Origin of the sequence: Bradyrhizobium sp. CCBAU 11361 (assembly GCF_028128935.1) — a bacterium.
Classification (GTDB): Bacteria; Pseudomonadota; Alphaproteobacteria; order Rhizobiales; family Xanthobacteraceae; genus Bradyrhizobium; species Bradyrhizobium niftali.
This window is the reverse complement of record NZ_LBJZ01000197.1, coordinates 176,995-194,034: the sequence shown is the minus strand read 5'-3', so window position 1 is coordinate 194,034 and position 17,040 is coordinate 176,995. Positions and strand designations below refer to the sequence as shown.

The window sequence follows — 17,040 nt, the reverse complement described above, 5'->3', positions numbered from 1 at the left end:
TCGGCCAGGCCCCAATGGGGGCCGCCGGGCCTGCGCAACGACGCGCCAGGGGATTTCGGGGTGAACGAGAACATCGCTTGCGAGCTGGAGCACGGGCCGGACACCCGTCTGGTCGATCGCCGCCGGGCGGCCGCCTATGTCGGCGTCACCGCCGGCCGTTTCGAGCAGTTGGTGCGCGACAACGTCGTGCCGCCGCCGGTCATGGTGGACAACAAGCGGCGCTGGCCGATCGCATTGCTCGATGTCGCCAAGGACGCGGTGGTCGGCAGCATGCCGTGCCTTCCTGAGGTCATGGTCGATGTCGCGACCGAGGCGCGCCCCTGCGAGCGCGATCCGGCGCCGGCCTTGCACGAACTGCCCGACCAGGCGTGGTTCGAGCAGCGCGCGCGGTTCGTGCAGCGCGTCCGTCGCTCGCTGCTCTCGGGCAACGAGATCCGTCTCCTGCGCGAGTTCAAGCTGCTCAAGCAGAACCAGATCAGCATGTTCGGCTACTACGGCAGTTTCGAAGCGCTGATGGTGCGCGGCTACATCGTCGAGATCGACCGCAAGCCGCCGTCGAGCCGTCCGCTGGTGACCTATCGCCTGACCGATCGCGGCGAGCAGGTGGTGGCGGCGCTCAAGGACGAGCCGGCGATCTGAGCGGACGTGCCTATTTGAGAACCCGGGCACCATCTTGTCGTCGATGAGAAGATTGTAGTCACTCTTCGAGCCTCGTTATATTCAACCATATATCACGCTTCCGCCGGCCAGGCCATGGCGGCCGGTTCGATCAATTCCAGAAAAGTAGGCTGGACGCGGGTGGACTCATCGATATATCGTGACGGATATAGTGAGATGCGTTCCGGGACCGATGATGGAAATCAAGGTGAGGCAGCTCACGACCTGCGAGGTGGCAGCCGATGGCGGTGCGATCTCGCTGGGCTTCGAGGACGTGACGGGCAATACCGCCGCCGTCAGCGTCTCGCTCAACCAGGTCGGCGCCCTGATCATGACGCTGCCGGGATTGCTGGAGACGGCACTGAAGGCCCGCTACGGCGACCAGAGCCTGCGCTATGCCTATCCGCTGGCATCCTGGGTGCTGGAACAATCGACCGACACGACCCAGCGCATCATCACGCTTCAGACCGAGGACGGGTTCAAGGTCCGTTTCTCGATCCCGAAGGCCGAGCAGAGCCTGCTCGGCGAGGCCCTGACGCAGCCGATGCCCGACACGTCGGTGCGGCCGAACTAGCCGCGCTCACGACTTGCGGGAACGGCCGATATCGCTCCTGAGCGCTTCCAGTTCCTTGTGCACCGCGCGCGCGGCGTCGCGCTCGATCTTGCGGTAGCGGGCAACAAGTTTCTCGCCGAATGGAGTCAGCATCGCGCCGCCGCCGTTCTTGCCGCCGGCCTGCGGCTCGACCACGGCATGTCCGCAGATGCGATTGATTTCGTCGACGAGATCCCAAGCGCGCTTGTAAGACATGTCCATGGCGCGGCCGGCCGCCGAGATCGAGCCTTGCTCGCGGATCTGCTCCAGAAGCTCGATCTTGCCGGGCCCGATCCGATCCTCGCCGTCGAGATCGATGCGAAGGCTCAATTGGGGAAGCGATTTGGCGCTCGCGCGCGACATGTTCGGGTCTCGAGGGACAATGAAGGCAGATTGCCACTCTTGCCTGCCGCGGACAAGGTGAGGGCGCCGTATCGAATCAGCGCACGGCGTGCATCTCCAGAAACGCCTTCACGCCGGTCACGGTGCCCGTTTCCGACGGCACGTAGCCGGGCAGGCTGGCGACAGCGGCACGAAAATCGGCGCTGCGCATGATGTCGAGGATGCGCTGCATCGGCTCGGTGTCGAGGAAGGCGCGCTTGCAGACGAAGAAATAATCCTCGGTCACGATGCGAATGAAATCGAGGCCGAAATGCCGGGCGGCCGCCTCGACGCCGAAGCTCGCATCCGCCATGCCGCTCGCGACATAGGCGGCGACGGCGGCGTGGGTGAACTCGATCTGCTGCGCGCCGTTGATGCGGCTTTCGTCGATGCGGTGTGCGGCCAGCAACTGGTCGAACAGCAGGCGCGTGCCGGAATCATGGTCGCGGTTGACGAAGCGGACCTTTGGCCTGGTCAGGTCCTCGATCGTTTCGATGCCAAGCGGATTGCCCCGCGCGACCATCAGCCCCATCTCGCGCGTGACGAAGCTGATGACGCGGTCCTCGCGGGGATCGAGCCATTCGCGCGCGGCCTTGATGCCTTGCGCCCGCAGCGCGCCGTGCGGCAGATGCAGGCCGGAGAGATCGCAGGCGCCCTGCGCCAGCGAGACCAGCGAATGCTGGTTGCTGACATAGCGCAGGTCGACACCGATGCCGGGCTCGCGGTCGAGGAATTCGCGCAGCTTTGCCACCGCAAAGCCGTGGCTGGCGTGCACGCGGATCACCGATGGGCGCTGCTCGAGGAACGGCTTGATCTCGCTTGCCAGCTCCTGTGCCAGGTTTTCCAGCTGCGGCCCGAGCCGTGCCTGCATGCGCTCGCCGGCCCATACCAGCCGCTCGCCGAATGGCGTGAGCCTGGAGCCCTTGCCGCGCTGGGTCTCGACCAGCGGCGTGCCGAAGAACTCCGACCATTGCTCGATCAAATTCCAGACGTGCCGGTAGGAGAGATGCGCGTCGGCGGCCGCGCTCGTGATCTTTCCGGTCTTCCGGATTTCGTTGAGCACGCCGAGCATGACCACCGCCGTGCGCGGACTGCCCTCCTGGCGAAACCGCCAAACTGCCTCGATCTCGATCTGGAGCATGGAATAACCTTATGAAGTGGAGTGCATATGTAAGGTGTGCCATAGGCACACGATATCATATTTACCGCGGCAATCTCTGTCCTAATCTGGCATACCAGAACAGGAGGAAATATGATGTCAGTTGCATATGACTTTGCGCATTCGCCAGCCAGCGAGTTCATGGCCCGGCCGCAGCATCTGCTCATCGATGGCCGCCGCGTCCCCGCAAGCTCCGGCCGCACCTTCAAATCCCTCAATCCCGCGACCGGGCAGGTCATCGCCACCGTCGCCGAAGGCGGCGAGGCCGATGTCGAGCATGCAGTGGCGGCGGCGCGGCGGGCATTCGAGGGCCCCTGGCGCACGATGCGCGCCTCCGAGCGCGGCCAGATCCTGCTGCGCTGGGCCGATCTGCTCAAGGCAAACGCCGAAGAAATCATCGAGCTCGAGTCGATCGATGCCGGCAAGCCGATCTCCGCGACGATGCGCCAGGACTTTCCGGCGGCCCTCGACACGCTGATCTACTACGCCGGCTGGGCCGACAAGATCAGCGGTGACGTCGTGCCCGTGCGTGACGATGCCCTGACCTACACCGTGCGCGAGCCGGTCGGCGTGGTGGCGGCGATCGTGCCGTGGAATTTCCCGTTGATGATCGGCATGTGGAAGCTCGCGCCGGCGCTGGCCTGCGGCTGCACCATCGTGATGAAGCCGGCCGAGCTGACCTCGCTGTCGGCGCTGCGCATCGCCGAACTCGCGCTTCAGGCCGGTCTGCCGGCGGGCGTCTTCAACGTCGTCACGGGCCCCGGCCGCGTCGTCGGCGACGCGCTGGTCAATCACCCCGATCTCGACAAGGTCACCTTCACCGGCTCGCCGGGTGTGGGTCGCGGAATCATGAAAGGCGCGGCCGGCAACTTCAAACGCGTCTCGCTCGAACTCGGCGGCAAATCGGCCAATGTCATCTTCGACGATGCCGATCTCGAAGCAGCCTCGAAAGCCGCTGCCTCCGGCATCTTCTTCAACGCCGGCCAGGTCTGCTCGGCCGGCTCCCGCGTGTTGGTGCAGGAGAGGGCTTATGATGAGGTCGTGGAGCGCCTCGCTGCGCGCGCAAAATCGCTGAAGATGGGCGATACGCTCGATCGCAAGACGGCGCTGGGTCCCGTCATCTCCGAGAAGCAGATGAAGTCGATCCTCGACTATGTCGATATCGGCCGGCAGGAGGGGGCGAGCCTCGTCACCGGCGGGACGCGGGTCGGCGAGGGCGGCTACTTTATCAGCCCCGCGGTGTTCGCCAATGTCGAACACGAGATGCGGATCTCGCAGGAGGAAATCTTCGGCCCCGTCGTCAGCGTCATCAAGTTCAGGGATGAGGCCGATGCTTTGCGGATCGCCAACGGCACCGCCTACAGCCTCGCGGCCGGCGTCTGGAGCCGCGACATCGGCAAGCTCCAGCGTTTTGCCAAGCGGGCCCGCGCCGGCACGGTCTGGATGAACACCTATGGCTACACCGACGTGCGCCTACCCTGGGGCGGCGAACGCGACTCCGGCCTCGGCCGCGAGCACGGCACCGCCGCGCTCGACAATTTCACCGAGCCGAAGGCGGTATGGATGAACTTAGCCGTCTGATTTGGCCGTCTGATACCTCCCGAGCGGCCAAGCCTGGAGCCCGCCTGATCGTCCGGTCAGGCGGGCTCTCTTTTCGAGATCGATAAAATTGTCTGCATTCCGCTCAGCGGCGGCAAACCCTGCGAACAGGAACCACGGCGCCTTAAACCGGAGCTTTGGAACCAACGCGCATCCTGCCCGCAACAGGGCAGGGCATCAGCATGTCAATTCTCAAGGAGATCGTCGCCGCGGTCGCGGGAGTCTACGCACTCCTGATCGTCTGCGACGCATTGTTCGGGGTCGGCGAGGCGCGCTTCGACGACGCCTATTACAGCGCCAGCTTCTACGCGCCGCGGCCAAAGGAATTCCGCTTCGCCGGCGATACGCCGCCGGCGGTGCGCGTCAGCGATGCCTTCGCGCAGTTCGCGCCGGGCGAAGCCAAGCCGAACAGGCGCTACTCGTCGCTGACGACGATCATTCGCTAATTCGAACGGCTCACGTAAGCACATCCATGCGTCGTCCCGGCGAAGGCCGGGACCCATACCGCGGAATCCATCGATTGCGTGAGGTAGAAGTACCGAACGACCAATCTTCGCCAAACTAAATTCGGTGGTTATGGGTCCCGGCCTTCGCCGGGACGACACTGAGGTTGCGGCCAACGCGATACCTCTCACTCGCCCTGGACCCATTCCGCCACGCCGCGCCACAGCGTGTCGCGGTGCTCGGGGCGGAAGAAGCCGAAATGGCCGATCGCCTTGGCGCCGACGTCGGACGGCGTCACCGTCAGCACCTCGGGCTTGATCGCCGTGAACCCGCCAGCGAGCAGCTCGACCGCGGGGCGCGTCGCCCAGGGATCGTCGGAGAAGCACAGCGCGCGCAGCTCGCCCTTGAATTTGGCGAAGTTCTCCAGCGCGGGCAGCTTTGAATCGAAGAGACAGCGCGGGCTCGAGACCCAGTCGGCCCATTGCAGGAACACGCCCTTGGGCAAATCCTCGCCAATGCCGGCCCAGCCCGGGGCGTAGCCGAGCGCGTGGGCGAGCGGCACGCCAATGAGGTTCATGAAGGCGAGGACGCGGTATTTCTCCGGCGAAGTCATCAACCGCCAGGTCGCCGCCTGCGAGGCGACGAACGCGGCGCGCGAGATGTCGGTGTTGTTCGCGATCAGCCCGAGGGCCTGGCCGCCGAAGGAGTGGCCGATATAGGTGAGCGGCAGGGTATTGTAGCGCTCGCGCATCCAGCTCACCGCGGCGGTGACGTCGAGCGCGGCCCAGTCCGACATCGAGGCCTTGAAGCCGACCAGCGATTTCGGCTGGTTGTAGCCGACCATCGCCGGCAGCCGGGAGTCGCCGATGCCGCGATAGTCGTAGGTCAGCACCGCGCAGCCGCGATGGGCGAGATAGGAGGCAAAGCCGCGATAGATCTTTCGCGGGACGGCGGTGGCCGAGTTGATCAGGACGGCATGACGCTTGGTGGCGCGCGGCAGGAACAGGGTGCCGCTCAGCGCATACCCGTCGGTCGCCGGGAAGCTGATCTCGTCGATGAAAACGTCGTCGCGCGCCGCGTCCATGGGCAGCCGGTGTCCTGTCAGTTTCCTTGCCGCTCCCAAGCAAATGCGAATTTGGCTTTCCCTGCAAGGGTTTGCAGTACGAAATGGATTTACAACTGGCGGTCCTTTGCCAGCCTGTGTATAAGGCGGCCCTCGCAACCCACAGATCAGGTTGTGCTTTTTGCCTCACGGAGAGATTGCGATGTCCGAGCGGTGGACGCCCGAGTCCTGGCGCAGCAAGCCGGTGCTGCAGGTGCCCGATTATCCCGACGCCAAGGCCTTGGCCGACGTCGAGGCGCAGCTTGCGACCTTTCCGCCGCTGGTGTTCGCGGGCGAGGCGCGCAATCTGAAGAAGGCCTTGGGGCGGGTTGCGGCGGGCGAAGCCTTCCTGCTCCAGGGCGGCGACTGCGCCGAGAGCTTTGCCGAGCACGGCGCCAACAACATCCGCGACTTCTTCCGCGTGCTGCTCCAGATGGCGGTGGTACTGACCTATGCCGGCGCCGTGCCGGTGGTGAAGGTCGGCCGCATCGCCGGCCAGTTCGCCAAGCCGCGCTCCTCGCCGACCGAAAAGATCAACGGCGTCGAGCTGCCGAGCTATCGCGGCGACATCGTCAACGACATCGCCTTCACCAAGGAAGCGCGCGTGCCGGATCCGCAGCGCCAGTTGATGGCCTATCGCCAGTCGGCCGCGACGCTGAACCTGCTGCGCGCGTTTGCGACCGGCGGCTTCGCCAATCTCGGCAGCGTGCATCAATGGATGCTCGGCTTCCTCAAGGACTCGCCGCAGTCCCGTCGCTACAAGGAGCTCGCCGACCGCATCTCGGACGCGCTCAACTTCATGCGCGCCTGCGGCCTCGATCTCGAGAGCCATCCGGAGCTGCGCGCGACCGATTTCTACACCAGCCACGAGGCGCTGCTGCTCGGCTACGAGCAGGCCATGACCCGCGTCGATTCCACCACCGGCGACTGGTACGCGACCTCGGGCCACATGATCTGGATCGGCGACCGCACCCGCCAGCTCGATCACGGCCATATCGAATATTTCCGCGGCATCAAGAACCCGATCGGGCTGAAGTGCGGCCCGTCGCTGAAGCCCGACGAACTGCTGAAGCTGATCGACGTGCTCAACCCCGACAACGAGCCCGGCCGGCTGACGCTGATCGGCCGGTTCGGCTCCGACAAGGTCGGCGAGCACCTGCCGGGCATGATCCGCGCCGTGAAGCGCGAGGGCAGGGTGGTGGTCTGGTCGTGCGATCCCATGCACGGCAACACCATCACCTCGACGTCGGGCTACAAGACGCGGCCGTTCGACCGCGTCCTGTCCGAGGTGAAGTCGTTCTTTGCGATCCACGCCGCCGAAGGCACCCATGCCGGTGGCGTGCATCTGGAGATGACCGGCCAGGACGTCACCGAATGCCTCGGCGGCGCCCGCGCGATCACGGACGAGGATCTCAACGACCGCTATCACACGGTCTGCGATCCCCGCCTCAATGCCGAGCAATCCATCGACATGGCTTTCCTGGTCGCCGAGCTGCTCAAGCAGGAGCGCGCCGGCAAGGCCAAGCCGATGCCGGCCGCCGCGGGGCTCTAAGACCTTGCTGCGGATCTGGAAGGCCACGATCAACTCCCGTAACGGTCTGGCCTTTGCACTTCGATCGGAGCAGGCCGTCCGCGAGGAGATCTTTGCGCTCCTGCTGTCGCTGCCGCTGGCCTGGTTCATCGGCGCGACCGCGATGCGCGCGGTCGAGCTGGTCTGTGCTGTCGCGTTCGTGCTGGTGGTCGAGCTGCTCAACACCGCGGTGGAAAAGCTCGCCGACCGCCTGACGCTCGATCACGACAAGCAGATCGGGCAGGTCAAGGACATGGGCTCGGCGGCCGTCGGCGTCGCGCTGCTGATGGCCGGTGCGTTCTGGATCTTTGCCATCGTCGAGCGCTTGGGTTTCGTCTAAAGCGCTCATCGCGCCTTAGGTTGTTGTTTGAGGATGATCTTCTCGGAAAACCGCTCCACACTTTTCCGGATCATGCTCTAGCCATTGGATCGGACAGGGGCGGCCATGACCCAACGTCTCAACGCATTCGCGGTCACGCTGGCCCAGCTCAACCCGACCATGGGCGACGTCGAGGGCAATGCCGCCAGGGCACGGGCGGCGCGCGCGCAAGCCGCCGCCGATGGCGCCGATCTCGTGCTGTTTCCGGAACTGTTCATCGCCGGCTATCCGCCGGAGGACCTGGTGCAGAAGCCGGCCTTCCAGGCCGCCTGCCGGGCCGCGATCGAAAGCCTTGCGCGTGAGACCACCGATGGCGGGCCGGCGATGCTTGTCGGCACGCCCTGGGTCGAGGACGGCAGGCTCTACAATGCCTGCGCGCTGCTCGAGGGCGGCTGCATCGCTGGCCTGCGTTTCAAGTGCAATCTGCCGAATTACGGCGTGTTCGACGAGAAGCGGCTGTTTGCGCGCGGGCCCGCCGCGGGGCCGATGACCGTGCGCGGAGTGCGCATCGGCGTGCCGATCTGCGAGGACATCTGGCTGGAGGAGTCCGAGGACTACGAGAACGTGGTCGAGACGCTGGCCGAGACCGGCGCCGAGATCATCCTGGTGCCGAACGGCTCGCCCTATGCCCGCGACAAGAACGACGTGCGCCTGTCGGTCGCGGTCGCGCGCGTCACCGAGAGCGGCCTGCCGCTGGTCTATCTCAACCAGGTCGGCGGCCAGGACGAGCTGGTGTTCGACGGCGCCTCGTTCGCACTCAACAGCGATCTCTCGCTCGCGGCCCAATTGCCGGCGTTCGAGGAAAGCATCACCACGTTGCGCTTCACTCGTAACGGCGACGATTGGCGCTGCACCGGGCCGATCGCCGCGCAGCCGGAAGGCGACCACGCCGACTACGCGGCCTGCGTGCTGGGCCTTCGCGACTACGTCGCCAAGAACGGCTTTCCCGGCGTGCTGCTCGGCATTTCCGGCGGCATCGATTCCGCGCTGTGTGCGGCAATCGCCGTCGACGCGCTCGGCGCCGACCAGGTGCATGGCGTGATGCTGCCCTATCGCTACACTGCGGCAAGCTCGATCGCGGACGCCGGCGAACTCGCCGGCCATCTCGGCATCCGCTACGAGGTGCTGCCGATCGCGGAAGCCGTGACCGGCTTCGAGACCATCTTGTCCGGCATCTTCAAGAATCTGCCGCCTGATATCACCGAGGAAAACCTTCAGGCCCGCACCCGCGGCACGTTGCTGATGGCGATCTCCAACAAGACCGGGCTGATGGTGGTGACAACAGGCAACAAGTCAGAAATGTCGGTCGGCTACGCCACGCTCTATGGCGACATGAACGGCGGCTTCAATCCGATCAAGGACATCTACAAGACGCAGGTGTTCCGGTTGGCGGCGCTGCGAAACAGCTGGAAGCCTGAAGGCGCGCTCGGGCCCTCCGGTGAGGTCATTCCGCCTGATATCATCACGCGTCCGCCGACGGCGGAGCTGCGCGAGAACCAGACCGACCAGGATTCATTGCCGCCTTACGACGTGCTCGACGCCATCCTCGAGCGCCTGGTCGAGCGCGAGGAGCCGCTGGATCGGATCATCGCCGCCGGCTTCGACCGCGAGACGGTCACCCGCATCGACCATCTGCTGAACGTCGCCGAATACAAGCGCCGCCAGGCGGCGCCCGGCGTGAAGGTGACAGCTAAGAATTTCGGCCGCGATCGCCGCTATCCCATCACCAACCGCTTTCGCGACAGGGGCGAGCCGCTGCCCGCCCCGGACGAGACGCTGGTCTCGCGCGGGAGCAAGGCGTCGATCGACGCGTTCGAAGGCTGAGCTCCAGTCTTGAGCGACAGCGGGCCCTATGACGGGGTTGCGAAGAACAGCACCCGAAGCAAGTGCGTGTATTCGGATTCGAGCACCATGATCGACACAAATACCAATACCGCGATCGGCGGCAGCAGGATGGCATAGGCCAAGGCCAGCCGCTCCCAGGCCATGTGCATGAAGACGGCGACGATCAGTCCGGCCTTCAACACCATGAACAGCAGGATCAGCGACCACCTCAGATAGCCGTGCAGGCCAAAATAGTCGACGAGGTAGGAGCACGTGCTGAGGACGAACAACCAGCCCCAGACCACGAGGTAGAGCTTGATCGGGTGCTGTTGGCCCTTGGCGTGAGCGGCTCCCGTTGCGACTGCGCCAGACGCGGGAGCGTGGAGCTGTCCTTCCATGTGTATTGCCGCGTTTGTCATGCGCCGACCTCACCAAAGGTAGAAGAATGCAAAGATGAACACCCACACGAGGTCGACGAAGTGCCAGTACAGCCCGGTGATCTCGACGATCTCGTAATAGCCCTTGCGGCTTGTGAAAAAGCCGCGTCTCTCGACGTCGAAGTCTCCCCGCCAGACCTTTCGCGCGATCGCGATCAGGAAGATCACGCCGATCGTCACGTGGGTGCCGTGGAAACCCGTGATCATGAAAAAGCTTGAGCCAAACTGCGCCGCGCCCCATGGATTGCCCCAGGGTCGAACGCCCTCCATGATCAGCTTGGTCCATTCGAACGCCTGCATTCCGACGAATGTTGCGCCAAATGCTGCCGTGACCAGCATCAGGATTGCGGTTCTCACGCGATCCCTGCGGTAGCCGAAATTGACCGCCATCGCCATTGTTCCGCTGCTGCTGATCAGGACGAAGGTCATGATGGCGATCAGGATCAGGGGGATGTGCTTGCCCCCGATATTGAGGGCGAAGACTTCGCTGGGATTGGGCCACGGCACGGTCGTCGACATGCGCGCCGTCATGTAGGAGAGCAGGAAGCAACTGAAGATGAAGGTGTCGCTGAGGAGGAAGATCCACATCATGGCCTTGCCCCAGGACACGTTCTTGAAGGCGCGCTGATCGGACGCCCAGTCGGCGGCGATGCCACGCCAGCCTTCAAGCCGCGCAGTCGATTGGTCCGAATTTGTCAGCACGGTCTCAGCCATCTGGTCTCGCCTCCCTAGCTCAGCAATTGGCGGCAGATGTCGACGAAATTATCGGTCCAGCCCGTGAGAAGACCGAGCAGGACAAGCCAGACCAGCAGCAGGAAGTGCCAGTAGATGGCACACAGTTCCACGCTCAATCGCATCTCGGCGATCTCGGCGCCACGCCACATCCTGGCTGAGGTTCGGCCCAAGGCCACCAGACCGCCCGTCAGATGCAGCCCGTGCACCGCGGTCAACAGGTAGAAGAAGGAATTCGCCGGATTGGACGCCACGAAATATCCGGCAGCCCCGAGCCGCTGCCAGGCCAGGAGCTGTCCGGCGAGGAAGATCACGGCAGATGCTCCGCCAACGAGCAGACCGACCATGACGCTCTCGGTATCGTGTCGCCCGGCAGCCACGTACGACCATTGCAGCGCGACACTGCTCAGGACCAGGACGCCCGTGTTGACCCACAGCAGCCGCGGTACCGGCAGCGGCCGCCAGTCCACCACGCTCATGCGCATCGAATAGGCGCTGATGAACAGGACGAACAATGCGCTCGCGACGGCGAGAAACACGCCAAGTCCGACCTTCGCTGCCGGCCAGGTCATGCTATCGCCGCCGGGGAAGTCACCGACCGTGCCTTCCTCCAGCCAGGGCTTGGCCGTCAGCCGCTGCTGCGACAGCCACCATCCGGCGATCATCGCAAGCACAGCCAGGAACAGGATGATGGCGCTCACGAAGCAGCTCCCTGAACGAGCTGCGTCGCGCGTGGCGGCTGGTTCTGCGGAATGAAGTCCTCCGCGGCGCCAGGCACACTGTAGTCATAGGCCCAGCGGTACACGATCGGGAGCTCCTTGCCCCAGTTGCCGTGCCCTGGGGGCGTCTCCGGCGTCTGCCACTCCAGCGTCGTCGCCCGCCACGGATTGCCGCCTGAGGCCTCACCCTTGAACAGGCTCCAGGCCAGATTGAACAGGAACACCATCTGGCTGAAGCCGACGGTCAGGGCCACCACGGAGATGAAGGCGTTCAGTGAATGGGCCGAGGGCGGAATGAACGCCGCGTCGCCGAGTTCGAAATACCGGCGCGGAACCCCGAGCAGTCCAAGATAGTGCATGGGGAAGAAGATCAGGTAGGCGCCGAGGAAGGTGACCCAGAAGTGAAACTTGCCGAGGACGTCGTTCAGCATCCGTCCCGTGACCTTGGGGTACCAATGATAGATCGCGCCGAGCACGACCATGATCGGTGCCACGCCCATCACCATGTGGAAATGCGCGACCACGAACATGGTATCCGAAAGCGGCACGTCCACGACGACGTTGCCGAGGAAGAGGCCGGTGAGGCCGCCATTCACGAAGGTGATGATGAAGCCGAGGGCGAACAGCATCGGCACCCTGAGATGAATGTCGCCGCGCCACAGGGTCAGCACCCAGTTATAGACCTTGATCGCGGTGGGGATGGCGATGATGAGCGTCGTGGTGGCGAAGAAGTACCCGAATTGCGGGAACATGCCGCTCACATACATGTGGTGCGCCCACACGACGAAGCTGAGCGCACCAATCCCCACAATGGCCCAGACCATCATGCGATAACCGAAGATGTTCTTGCGCGCATGCGTGCTGATCAGATCGGAGACGATGCCGAAGGCGGGCAGGGCGACGATGTAGACCTCGGGGTGGCCGAAGAACCAGAACAGGTGCTGGAACAGCAGCGGGCTGCCGCCGCCATATTTCGACAGCTGTCCCATCTCGACGAGGGAGGGCATGAAGAAGCTGGTTCCAAGCAGACGGTCGAGCAGCAGCATGACCGAGGCAACGAAGAGTGCAGGGAATGCCAGCAACGCCATGACGGTCGCCGTGAAAATGCCCCACACCGTCAGGGGCAGGCGCATCAACGTCATGCCGCGGGTGCGCGCCTGGAGCACGGTGACCACGTAGTTCAGCCCGCCCATGGTGAAGCCGATGATGAACAGGATCAGGGACGACATCATGAGAATGATGCCCCAATCCTGGCCGGGCGTTCCGGAGAGGATGGCTTGCGGCGGGTACAGCGTCCAGCCGGCGCCGGTGGGGCCGCCGGGCACGAAGAATGTCGAGGCCAGCACCAGGACTGCGAGCAGGTAGACCCAGTAGCTCAGCATGTTCACATAGGGGAAGACCATGTCCCGGGCGCCGACCATCAGCGGGATCAGGTAGTTGCCGAAGCCGCCCAGGAACAATGCGGTGAGCAGATAGATCACCATGATCATGCCGTGCATGGTGATGAACTGGAGGTACTGGTTGGCATCGATGAAAGAGAAGGTGCCGGGGAATCCCAGTTGCAGCCGCATCAGCCACGACAGCACCAGGGCCACCAGCCCGATGGCCGAGGCCGTCAGCGAATACTGAATGGCGATTACCTTGGCGTCCTGGGAGAAGACATACCGTGTCCACCAGCTCCTTGGATGATAGAGCTCGACCTCAGGTACTTCGGCAGGCGGGATGCCGGTGATCCCTTCATATGGAATATCGACCATAGAACCTCCTCGGTCGTATCCATCGGGGGCGAGGCGTTGGCCTCGTGCACCCGATCCATCTTCGCAGCGGCAGCTTGCTACTTGCCACCGGTTTGGTACGTCGCCTTCACGAGGGCTTTTGCCGGCGACAATTCGGCAAACGTCTTTTGTTGCTCCAGCCAAGCGTGATATTCACGCTCTTCGTCGATGATGACCTTGGCCCGCATCTGATAATGAGCAGCGCCACAAAGCTCCGCACATAGAACATCGAACGTTCCGGTTCGGATCGGCGTTATCCAGAAATAGGTCACCATGCCTGGAACCATGTCCATCTTGGCCCGGAATTCGGGCACGTAGAAATCGTGCAGGACATCAACCGAGCGGAGGAGAACCTTGACCGGCTTTCCCATTTGAAGGTGCAGGTCGCCGTTCTCGATCACGACGTCGTCCTGCGCGTGTGGGTCGTCGCGATTGAGTCCCATCGGATTGTCGGGAGCGATGTTGCGGACATCGGACGTGCCCAACCGCCCGTCCTTGCCCGGAAGGCGGAAGCTCCATTGCCATTGCTGCCCCATGACCTCGACCTCGGTGGCATCCGCAGGCACCGTCACGAACTGGTGCCAGACCACGAGGCCAGGCGCCAGCATGGCCGCGACGCCGACGCCGGTTCCGACGCTCAGCCACCATTCGAGCTTTTTGTTTTCCGGATTGTAGTCAGCCCGTCTTCCCTCTTTGTGGTGAAAGCGGAAGACGCAATAAGCCATGAAGGCGATGACCGCGACGAAAACAAAGCCCGTGATCCAGAACGTAATGTTGATGGTGTGGTCGATATAGGCCCAGTTCGTGGCGATCGGCGTCCACCACCACGGGCTGTAGAGGTGAAACAGCACCGAGCCGATCGCGACCAGAAGCAGTATCAATGCGACAGCCATCCTGATCCATCCTTGCCATCGAAGGCTGCGGATACGAATCCAGGGCGGAGCTCGCGTCTGTCGCGATGGCGGACTCTTCTAGGATGACATCGATGCCATCGCCGCGCCTATTGCCTCGCCCATTCAACCGGTCGCGATATTCGATCGCGACCGCCAATTTTGCGGGCGTCTATGCTTTTAAAATGATCCCCCGCGAACCCGGCGTCAATAGCATGTCAACACGCTTAGCTGGCGCGGGCGATCCATGTTGCCGTGCAAGCTGGCCATCGACAGTCGCATTCTCGATGTGCATCGCACAAAATATGCGACGCTTATTTCACCCAGTCGGGAGTGCTGGTCATTCCACGTCGCGCGCGCTAAGCTTGGGGCGCAGGTCGCGACGGGTTTCGTCCGGCTAAGCTCCTTCCTCGTTGAGCCTGGAACTGCCGTACTCGGCTCGATCGCGTCTCCCGCACACAAGGGCGGATACGCGTGGCCGGAAAGTGCGCCGTTCTCCGCCGCGGCTTTCAGCAGAGGAGGGTGTGTCCATGGCCACTCTTTATCCCGACAGGATCATAAAGCGCCACCTGTTCGGTGAGGCGGTCTCTTATCCCATTCGTAAGATCGGCTTGTCCGACTTGAGAGAGGTGCTGCGCCTGGGCTGGGAAGATTTCCAGGCGATGCCGAGTCACGCGATCGTCGTCTGCGTGATCTATCCGGTTCTCGGTCTTGTCCTGTTCAGGATGGTCCTCGGCCATTCGGTCCTGCCGCTGCTGTTTCCGCTGGCCGCAGGCTTTGCCTTGATCGGTCCCTTTGCCGCGATCGGCCTCTACGAACTCAGCCGTCGCCGTGAGCGCGGCGAGGAGGTCGATGCATGGGATGCGATCAAGGTGCTGCGCGCACCGTCCTTCGGCGCCATGCTCGAGCTCGGCGTGCTCCTGCTTGTCCTGTTCGGGGTCTGGATCGGCGTCGCGAACGCGATCTATGTCACCATCTTCGGTCACGCGGCGGCTGCAAGCATTCCCGACTTCGCAACCCGCGTGCTGACCACGCCGGAAGGATGGTCGCTCATCATCGTCGGTTGCGGTATCGGCTTCCTGTTTGCGGTCGCGGCCCTATGCGTCAGCGTCGTATCGTTTCCGTTGATGCTCGATCGGCATGCGACGGCGATCGATGCGATCCGAACTTCGCTGCAGGCGGTGGCCGCCAATCCGGTCGCGATGGCGGGGTGGGGGCTGATCGTCGCGGCGCTGCTCGTGATTGGCTCGCTGCCGTTCTTCGTCGGTCTCGCTGTCGTCCTCCCGGTGCTCGGTCATGCGACCTGGCACCTCTATCGGCGGGTGGTCGAGCCGAATCCGAATCCACCGGACGAGCCGTCGCCGCCCCCGAAGGGAAAGCGCTACGCTGCGGACTTTCCGGCCAATCTCTTCCCGTGGAGCCGCGAGGGAGAGCAGTAACGGTGAAACGGCTGTGACCGGCGACCTCCTGCGCGGGGCATGACCGGTTAGGGCCTACTTCTGCTGCTGTGGCAGGAAGGTCGGGCCGACCGAGCGGATCGGCTTGTTCTCCGAACTCGTCGGAGCCGTGCTGGTATCCGCCAGCGGTGTCGTGGCCGGCGCGGCGGCTGTCGTCGGCGCCGGAGGCGCACCCTTCTTGGTCGTCGTTGCAGGCGTGCCCTTGTTGAGCCGCTGCTGCTGCATCTTCTTGGCGCTCTCCTCGGTGACGATGATGTCGCCCTGCTGCTCGGCCGCGGCCTTGTCGTCGGCCGACTTCAACGCATCGGCCCAGGTCTGTCCCGCCGCCTTGCAGGAGCAGGACGGGTTGAACTCGCTGCGGAATTTGAATGCGGTCGGCAGCGCCGTGTAGGGCTGGCCGCTGACGGAGACCGCGGAGTTCATGTCTTCGCCGGGATTGCGGTGGGTGTAGAGCACCGCTTCCGCGGCGGGGCACAGCGCCTTGCAGGTCTTCTCGTCGTCCGGAAAGCGCGCCGGCACGGTCGCAAACGAGACCGGGAAATAGGCGCCGTCGCAGGTGCGCACGCATACGGTGCGGTAGGTGCCGGATTGCGGGCCGAGATCGGAGGGCGGCACGGCCTGCGGATTGTTGGCGTTGTTGCCGCCGAACAGATTGCTCAGGAAGTTGCCGCCGCCCTGCGACTGCACGGCGTTGGCATATTGCGGGCCGCAATTGTTCTGGGCGAGGGCCACCAGCACCGAGCGGCGCTGGCTGTCGCGTTCCGGGCTGAAGCCGCCGGGACCGCCGCCACGCAGGCGTTCGAGATTGCCGGTGATCTGGTCCAGATTGGCGCGCATCTGCTGGATCTGGGTGTTGACCGGGCCGCACTGCGCCGACTGGCCGTTGAACAGCGAGAAGAAGCCGGAGGAATCGCAGCCCATGCGCTTGGCCTGCATGGTCACGCGGTCGAGCTCGGCCTGCTGCTTGGCCTGGGAATCCTGATAGCGGCGGATCTGGTCTTCGCGCGCGGGGTCACCGCCGCCGCCACGATCGAGCGCGGCGAGCTGGCCTTCCAGTCGCACGCACATCGGATTGGGGCCGAGCCCGTTCTGGCCGGGCTGAGGCGGCGGGCCGGGCGGGCCGGCCTGCGCGAAGGCGCCGTTGGCAAGCATCACGGTGCTCAGGAGCACGGTGCAGGCAAGGATCGAGCGGGCACGGGAGAGAGTCAAAAATTCAGGCATATCCGCCATTCTAGCGAGGTCACGGCCCAATGTGACATGAAGGGCCGAAGCGCGCCCTCCCATAGCCGCTTCCTGCGGCATCGTCACGTCGTTTCAGGGGCC

General features: G+C 64.1%; 17 protein-coding genes. 8 read left to right on the top strand and 9 right to left on the bottom strand.

Translation table 11 applies throughout. From position 1 onward, the window contains the following. Positions 1-60: 60 nt before the first annotated feature. Together XI08_RS39040 and XI08_RS39035 are read left to right on the top strand one after the other, a co-directional pair. Positions 61-639, top strand: a complete 579-nt coding sequence (locus XI08_RS39040; protein WP_271578503.1) for a hypothetical protein — start codon at positions 61-63, stop codon at positions 637-639. A 214-nt stretch (positions 640-853) separates the two neighbouring features. Then, positions 854-1,231, top strand: a complete 378-nt coding sequence (locus XI08_RS39035; RefSeq protein ID WP_271578502.1) for a hypothetical protein — start codon at positions 854-856, stop codon at positions 1,229-1,231. 6 nt (positions 1,232-1,237) lie between these two features. On the opposite strand, the gene XI08_RS39030 is transcribed toward XI08_RS39035, so the two are convergent. Next, entirely contained in the window at positions 1,238-1,612 is a 375-nt protein-coding gene (locus tag XI08_RS39030) for a winged helix-turn-helix domain-containing protein (protein ID WP_271578501.1), read from the bottom strand. 76 nt (positions 1,613-1,688) lie between these two features. Then, a complete protein-coding gene (locus XI08_RS39025) occupies positions 1,689-2,771 on the bottom strand; it encodes a substrate-binding domain-containing protein (protein ID WP_271578500.1) in 1,083 nt (360 codons plus the stop codon). A 114-nt stretch (positions 2,772-2,885) separates the two neighbouring features. Here XI08_RS39025 and XI08_RS39020 point away from each other — a divergent pair, with 114 nt between their 5' ends. Both XI08_RS39020 and XI08_RS39015 read left to right on the top strand, forming a co-directional pair. After that, positions 2,886-4,370 (top strand): aldehyde dehydrogenase family protein, encoded by a 1,485-nt coding sequence (locus XI08_RS39020; RefSeq protein WP_271578618.1) that lies wholly within the window; start codon positions 2,886-2,888, stop codon positions 4,368-4,370. Positions 4,371-4,570: 200 nt separating this feature from the next. Further along, complete coding sequence (locus XI08_RS39015; RefSeq protein ID WP_271578499.1) at positions 4,571-4,834, top strand: hypothetical protein; 264 nt, start codon at positions 4,571-4,573, stop codon at positions 4,832-4,834. A 185-nt stretch (positions 4,835-5,019) separates the two neighbouring features. Here the strand turns inward: XI08_RS39015 and XI08_RS39010 are convergent, their stop codons facing one another. After that, the gene (locus tag XI08_RS39010; protein ID WP_271578498.1) at positions 5,020-5,916 is read right to left on the bottom strand and encodes an alpha/beta hydrolase family protein; all 897 of its coding nucleotides are present in this window, start codon (positions 5,914-5,916) and stop codon (positions 5,020-5,022) included. A gap of 181 nt (positions 5,917-6,097) precedes the next feature. Here XI08_RS39010 and XI08_RS39005 point away from each other — a divergent pair, with 181 nt between their 5' ends. The 3 genes from XI08_RS39005 to XI08_RS38995 all read left to right on the top strand — a co-directional run bounded on the left by XI08_RS39005 (position 6,098) and on the right by XI08_RS38995 (position 9,707). Further along, positions 6,098-7,486, top strand: coding sequence for a class II 3-deoxy-7-phosphoheptulonate synthase (locus XI08_RS39005; RefSeq protein WP_135173953.1), 1,389 nt, complete (start codon positions 6,098-6,100; stop codon positions 7,484-7,486). 4 nt (positions 7,487-7,490) lie between these two features. Continuing rightward, positions 7,491-7,844 carry a diacylglycerol kinase gene (locus tag XI08_RS39000; RefSeq protein WP_027544511.1) on the top strand — a complete coding sequence of 118 codons (354 nt, stop codon included), beginning with the start codon at positions 7,491-7,493 and terminating at the stop codon, positions 7,842-7,844. 105 nt (positions 7,845-7,949) lie between these two features. Beyond that, on the top strand, positions 7,950-9,707 hold the full coding sequence (locus XI08_RS38995) for an NAD+ synthase (protein ID WP_271578497.1): 1,758 nt from the start codon (positions 7,950-7,952) through the stop codon (positions 9,705-9,707). A 26-nt stretch (positions 9,708-9,733) separates the two neighbouring features. On the opposite strand, the gene XI08_RS38990 is transcribed toward XI08_RS38995, so the two are convergent. From XI08_RS38990 to XI08_RS38970, 5 genes are all read right to left on the bottom strand, one after another. Then, on the bottom strand, positions 9,734-10,126 hold the full coding sequence (locus XI08_RS38990; protein ID WP_027544509.1) for a cytochrome C oxidase subunit IV family protein: 393 nt from the start codon (positions 10,124-10,126) through the stop codon (positions 9,734-9,736). Between the two features lie 9 nt (positions 10,127-10,135). Further along, positions 10,136-10,858 carry a heme-copper oxidase subunit III family protein gene (locus XI08_RS38985; RefSeq protein WP_027544508.1) on the bottom strand — a complete coding sequence of 241 codons (723 nt, stop codon included), beginning with the start codon at positions 10,856-10,858 and terminating at the stop codon, positions 10,136-10,138. Positions 10,859-10,872: 14 nt separating this feature from the next. Then, positions 10,873-11,577 carry a cytochrome c oxidase subunit 3 gene (locus XI08_RS38980; RefSeq protein WP_271578496.1) on the bottom strand — a complete coding sequence of 235 codons (705 nt, stop codon included), beginning with the start codon at positions 11,575-11,577 and terminating at the stop codon, positions 10,873-10,875. Further along, positions 11,574-13,352 (bottom strand): cbb3-type cytochrome c oxidase subunit I, encoded by a 1,779-nt coding sequence (locus XI08_RS38975; RefSeq protein WP_027544506.1) that lies wholly within the window; start codon positions 13,350-13,352, stop codon positions 11,574-11,576. The genes XI08_RS38980 and XI08_RS38975 overlap by 4 nt, the downstream gene beginning before the upstream one ends. 77 nt (positions 13,353-13,429) lie before the next feature. Further along, entirely contained in the window at positions 13,430-14,263 is an 834-nt protein-coding gene (locus tag XI08_RS38970; RefSeq protein WP_027544505.1) for a cytochrome c oxidase subunit II, read from the bottom strand. A 527-nt stretch (positions 14,264-14,790) separates the two neighbouring features. On the opposite strand from XI08_RS38970, the gene XI08_RS38965 reads away from it, so the two are divergent. Continuing rightward, entirely contained in the window at positions 14,791-15,699 is a 909-nt protein-coding gene (locus XI08_RS38965) for a DUF2189 domain-containing protein (RefSeq protein ID WP_027544504.1), read from the top strand. Between the two features lie 54 nt (positions 15,700-15,753). On the opposite strand, the gene XI08_RS38960 is transcribed toward XI08_RS38965, so the two are convergent. Continuing rightward, entirely contained in the window at positions 15,754-16,947 is a 1,194-nt protein-coding gene (locus tag XI08_RS38960; protein WP_271578495.1) for a DUF2865 domain-containing protein, read from the bottom strand. Between the last annotated feature and the right edge of the window lie 93 nt (positions 16,948-17,040).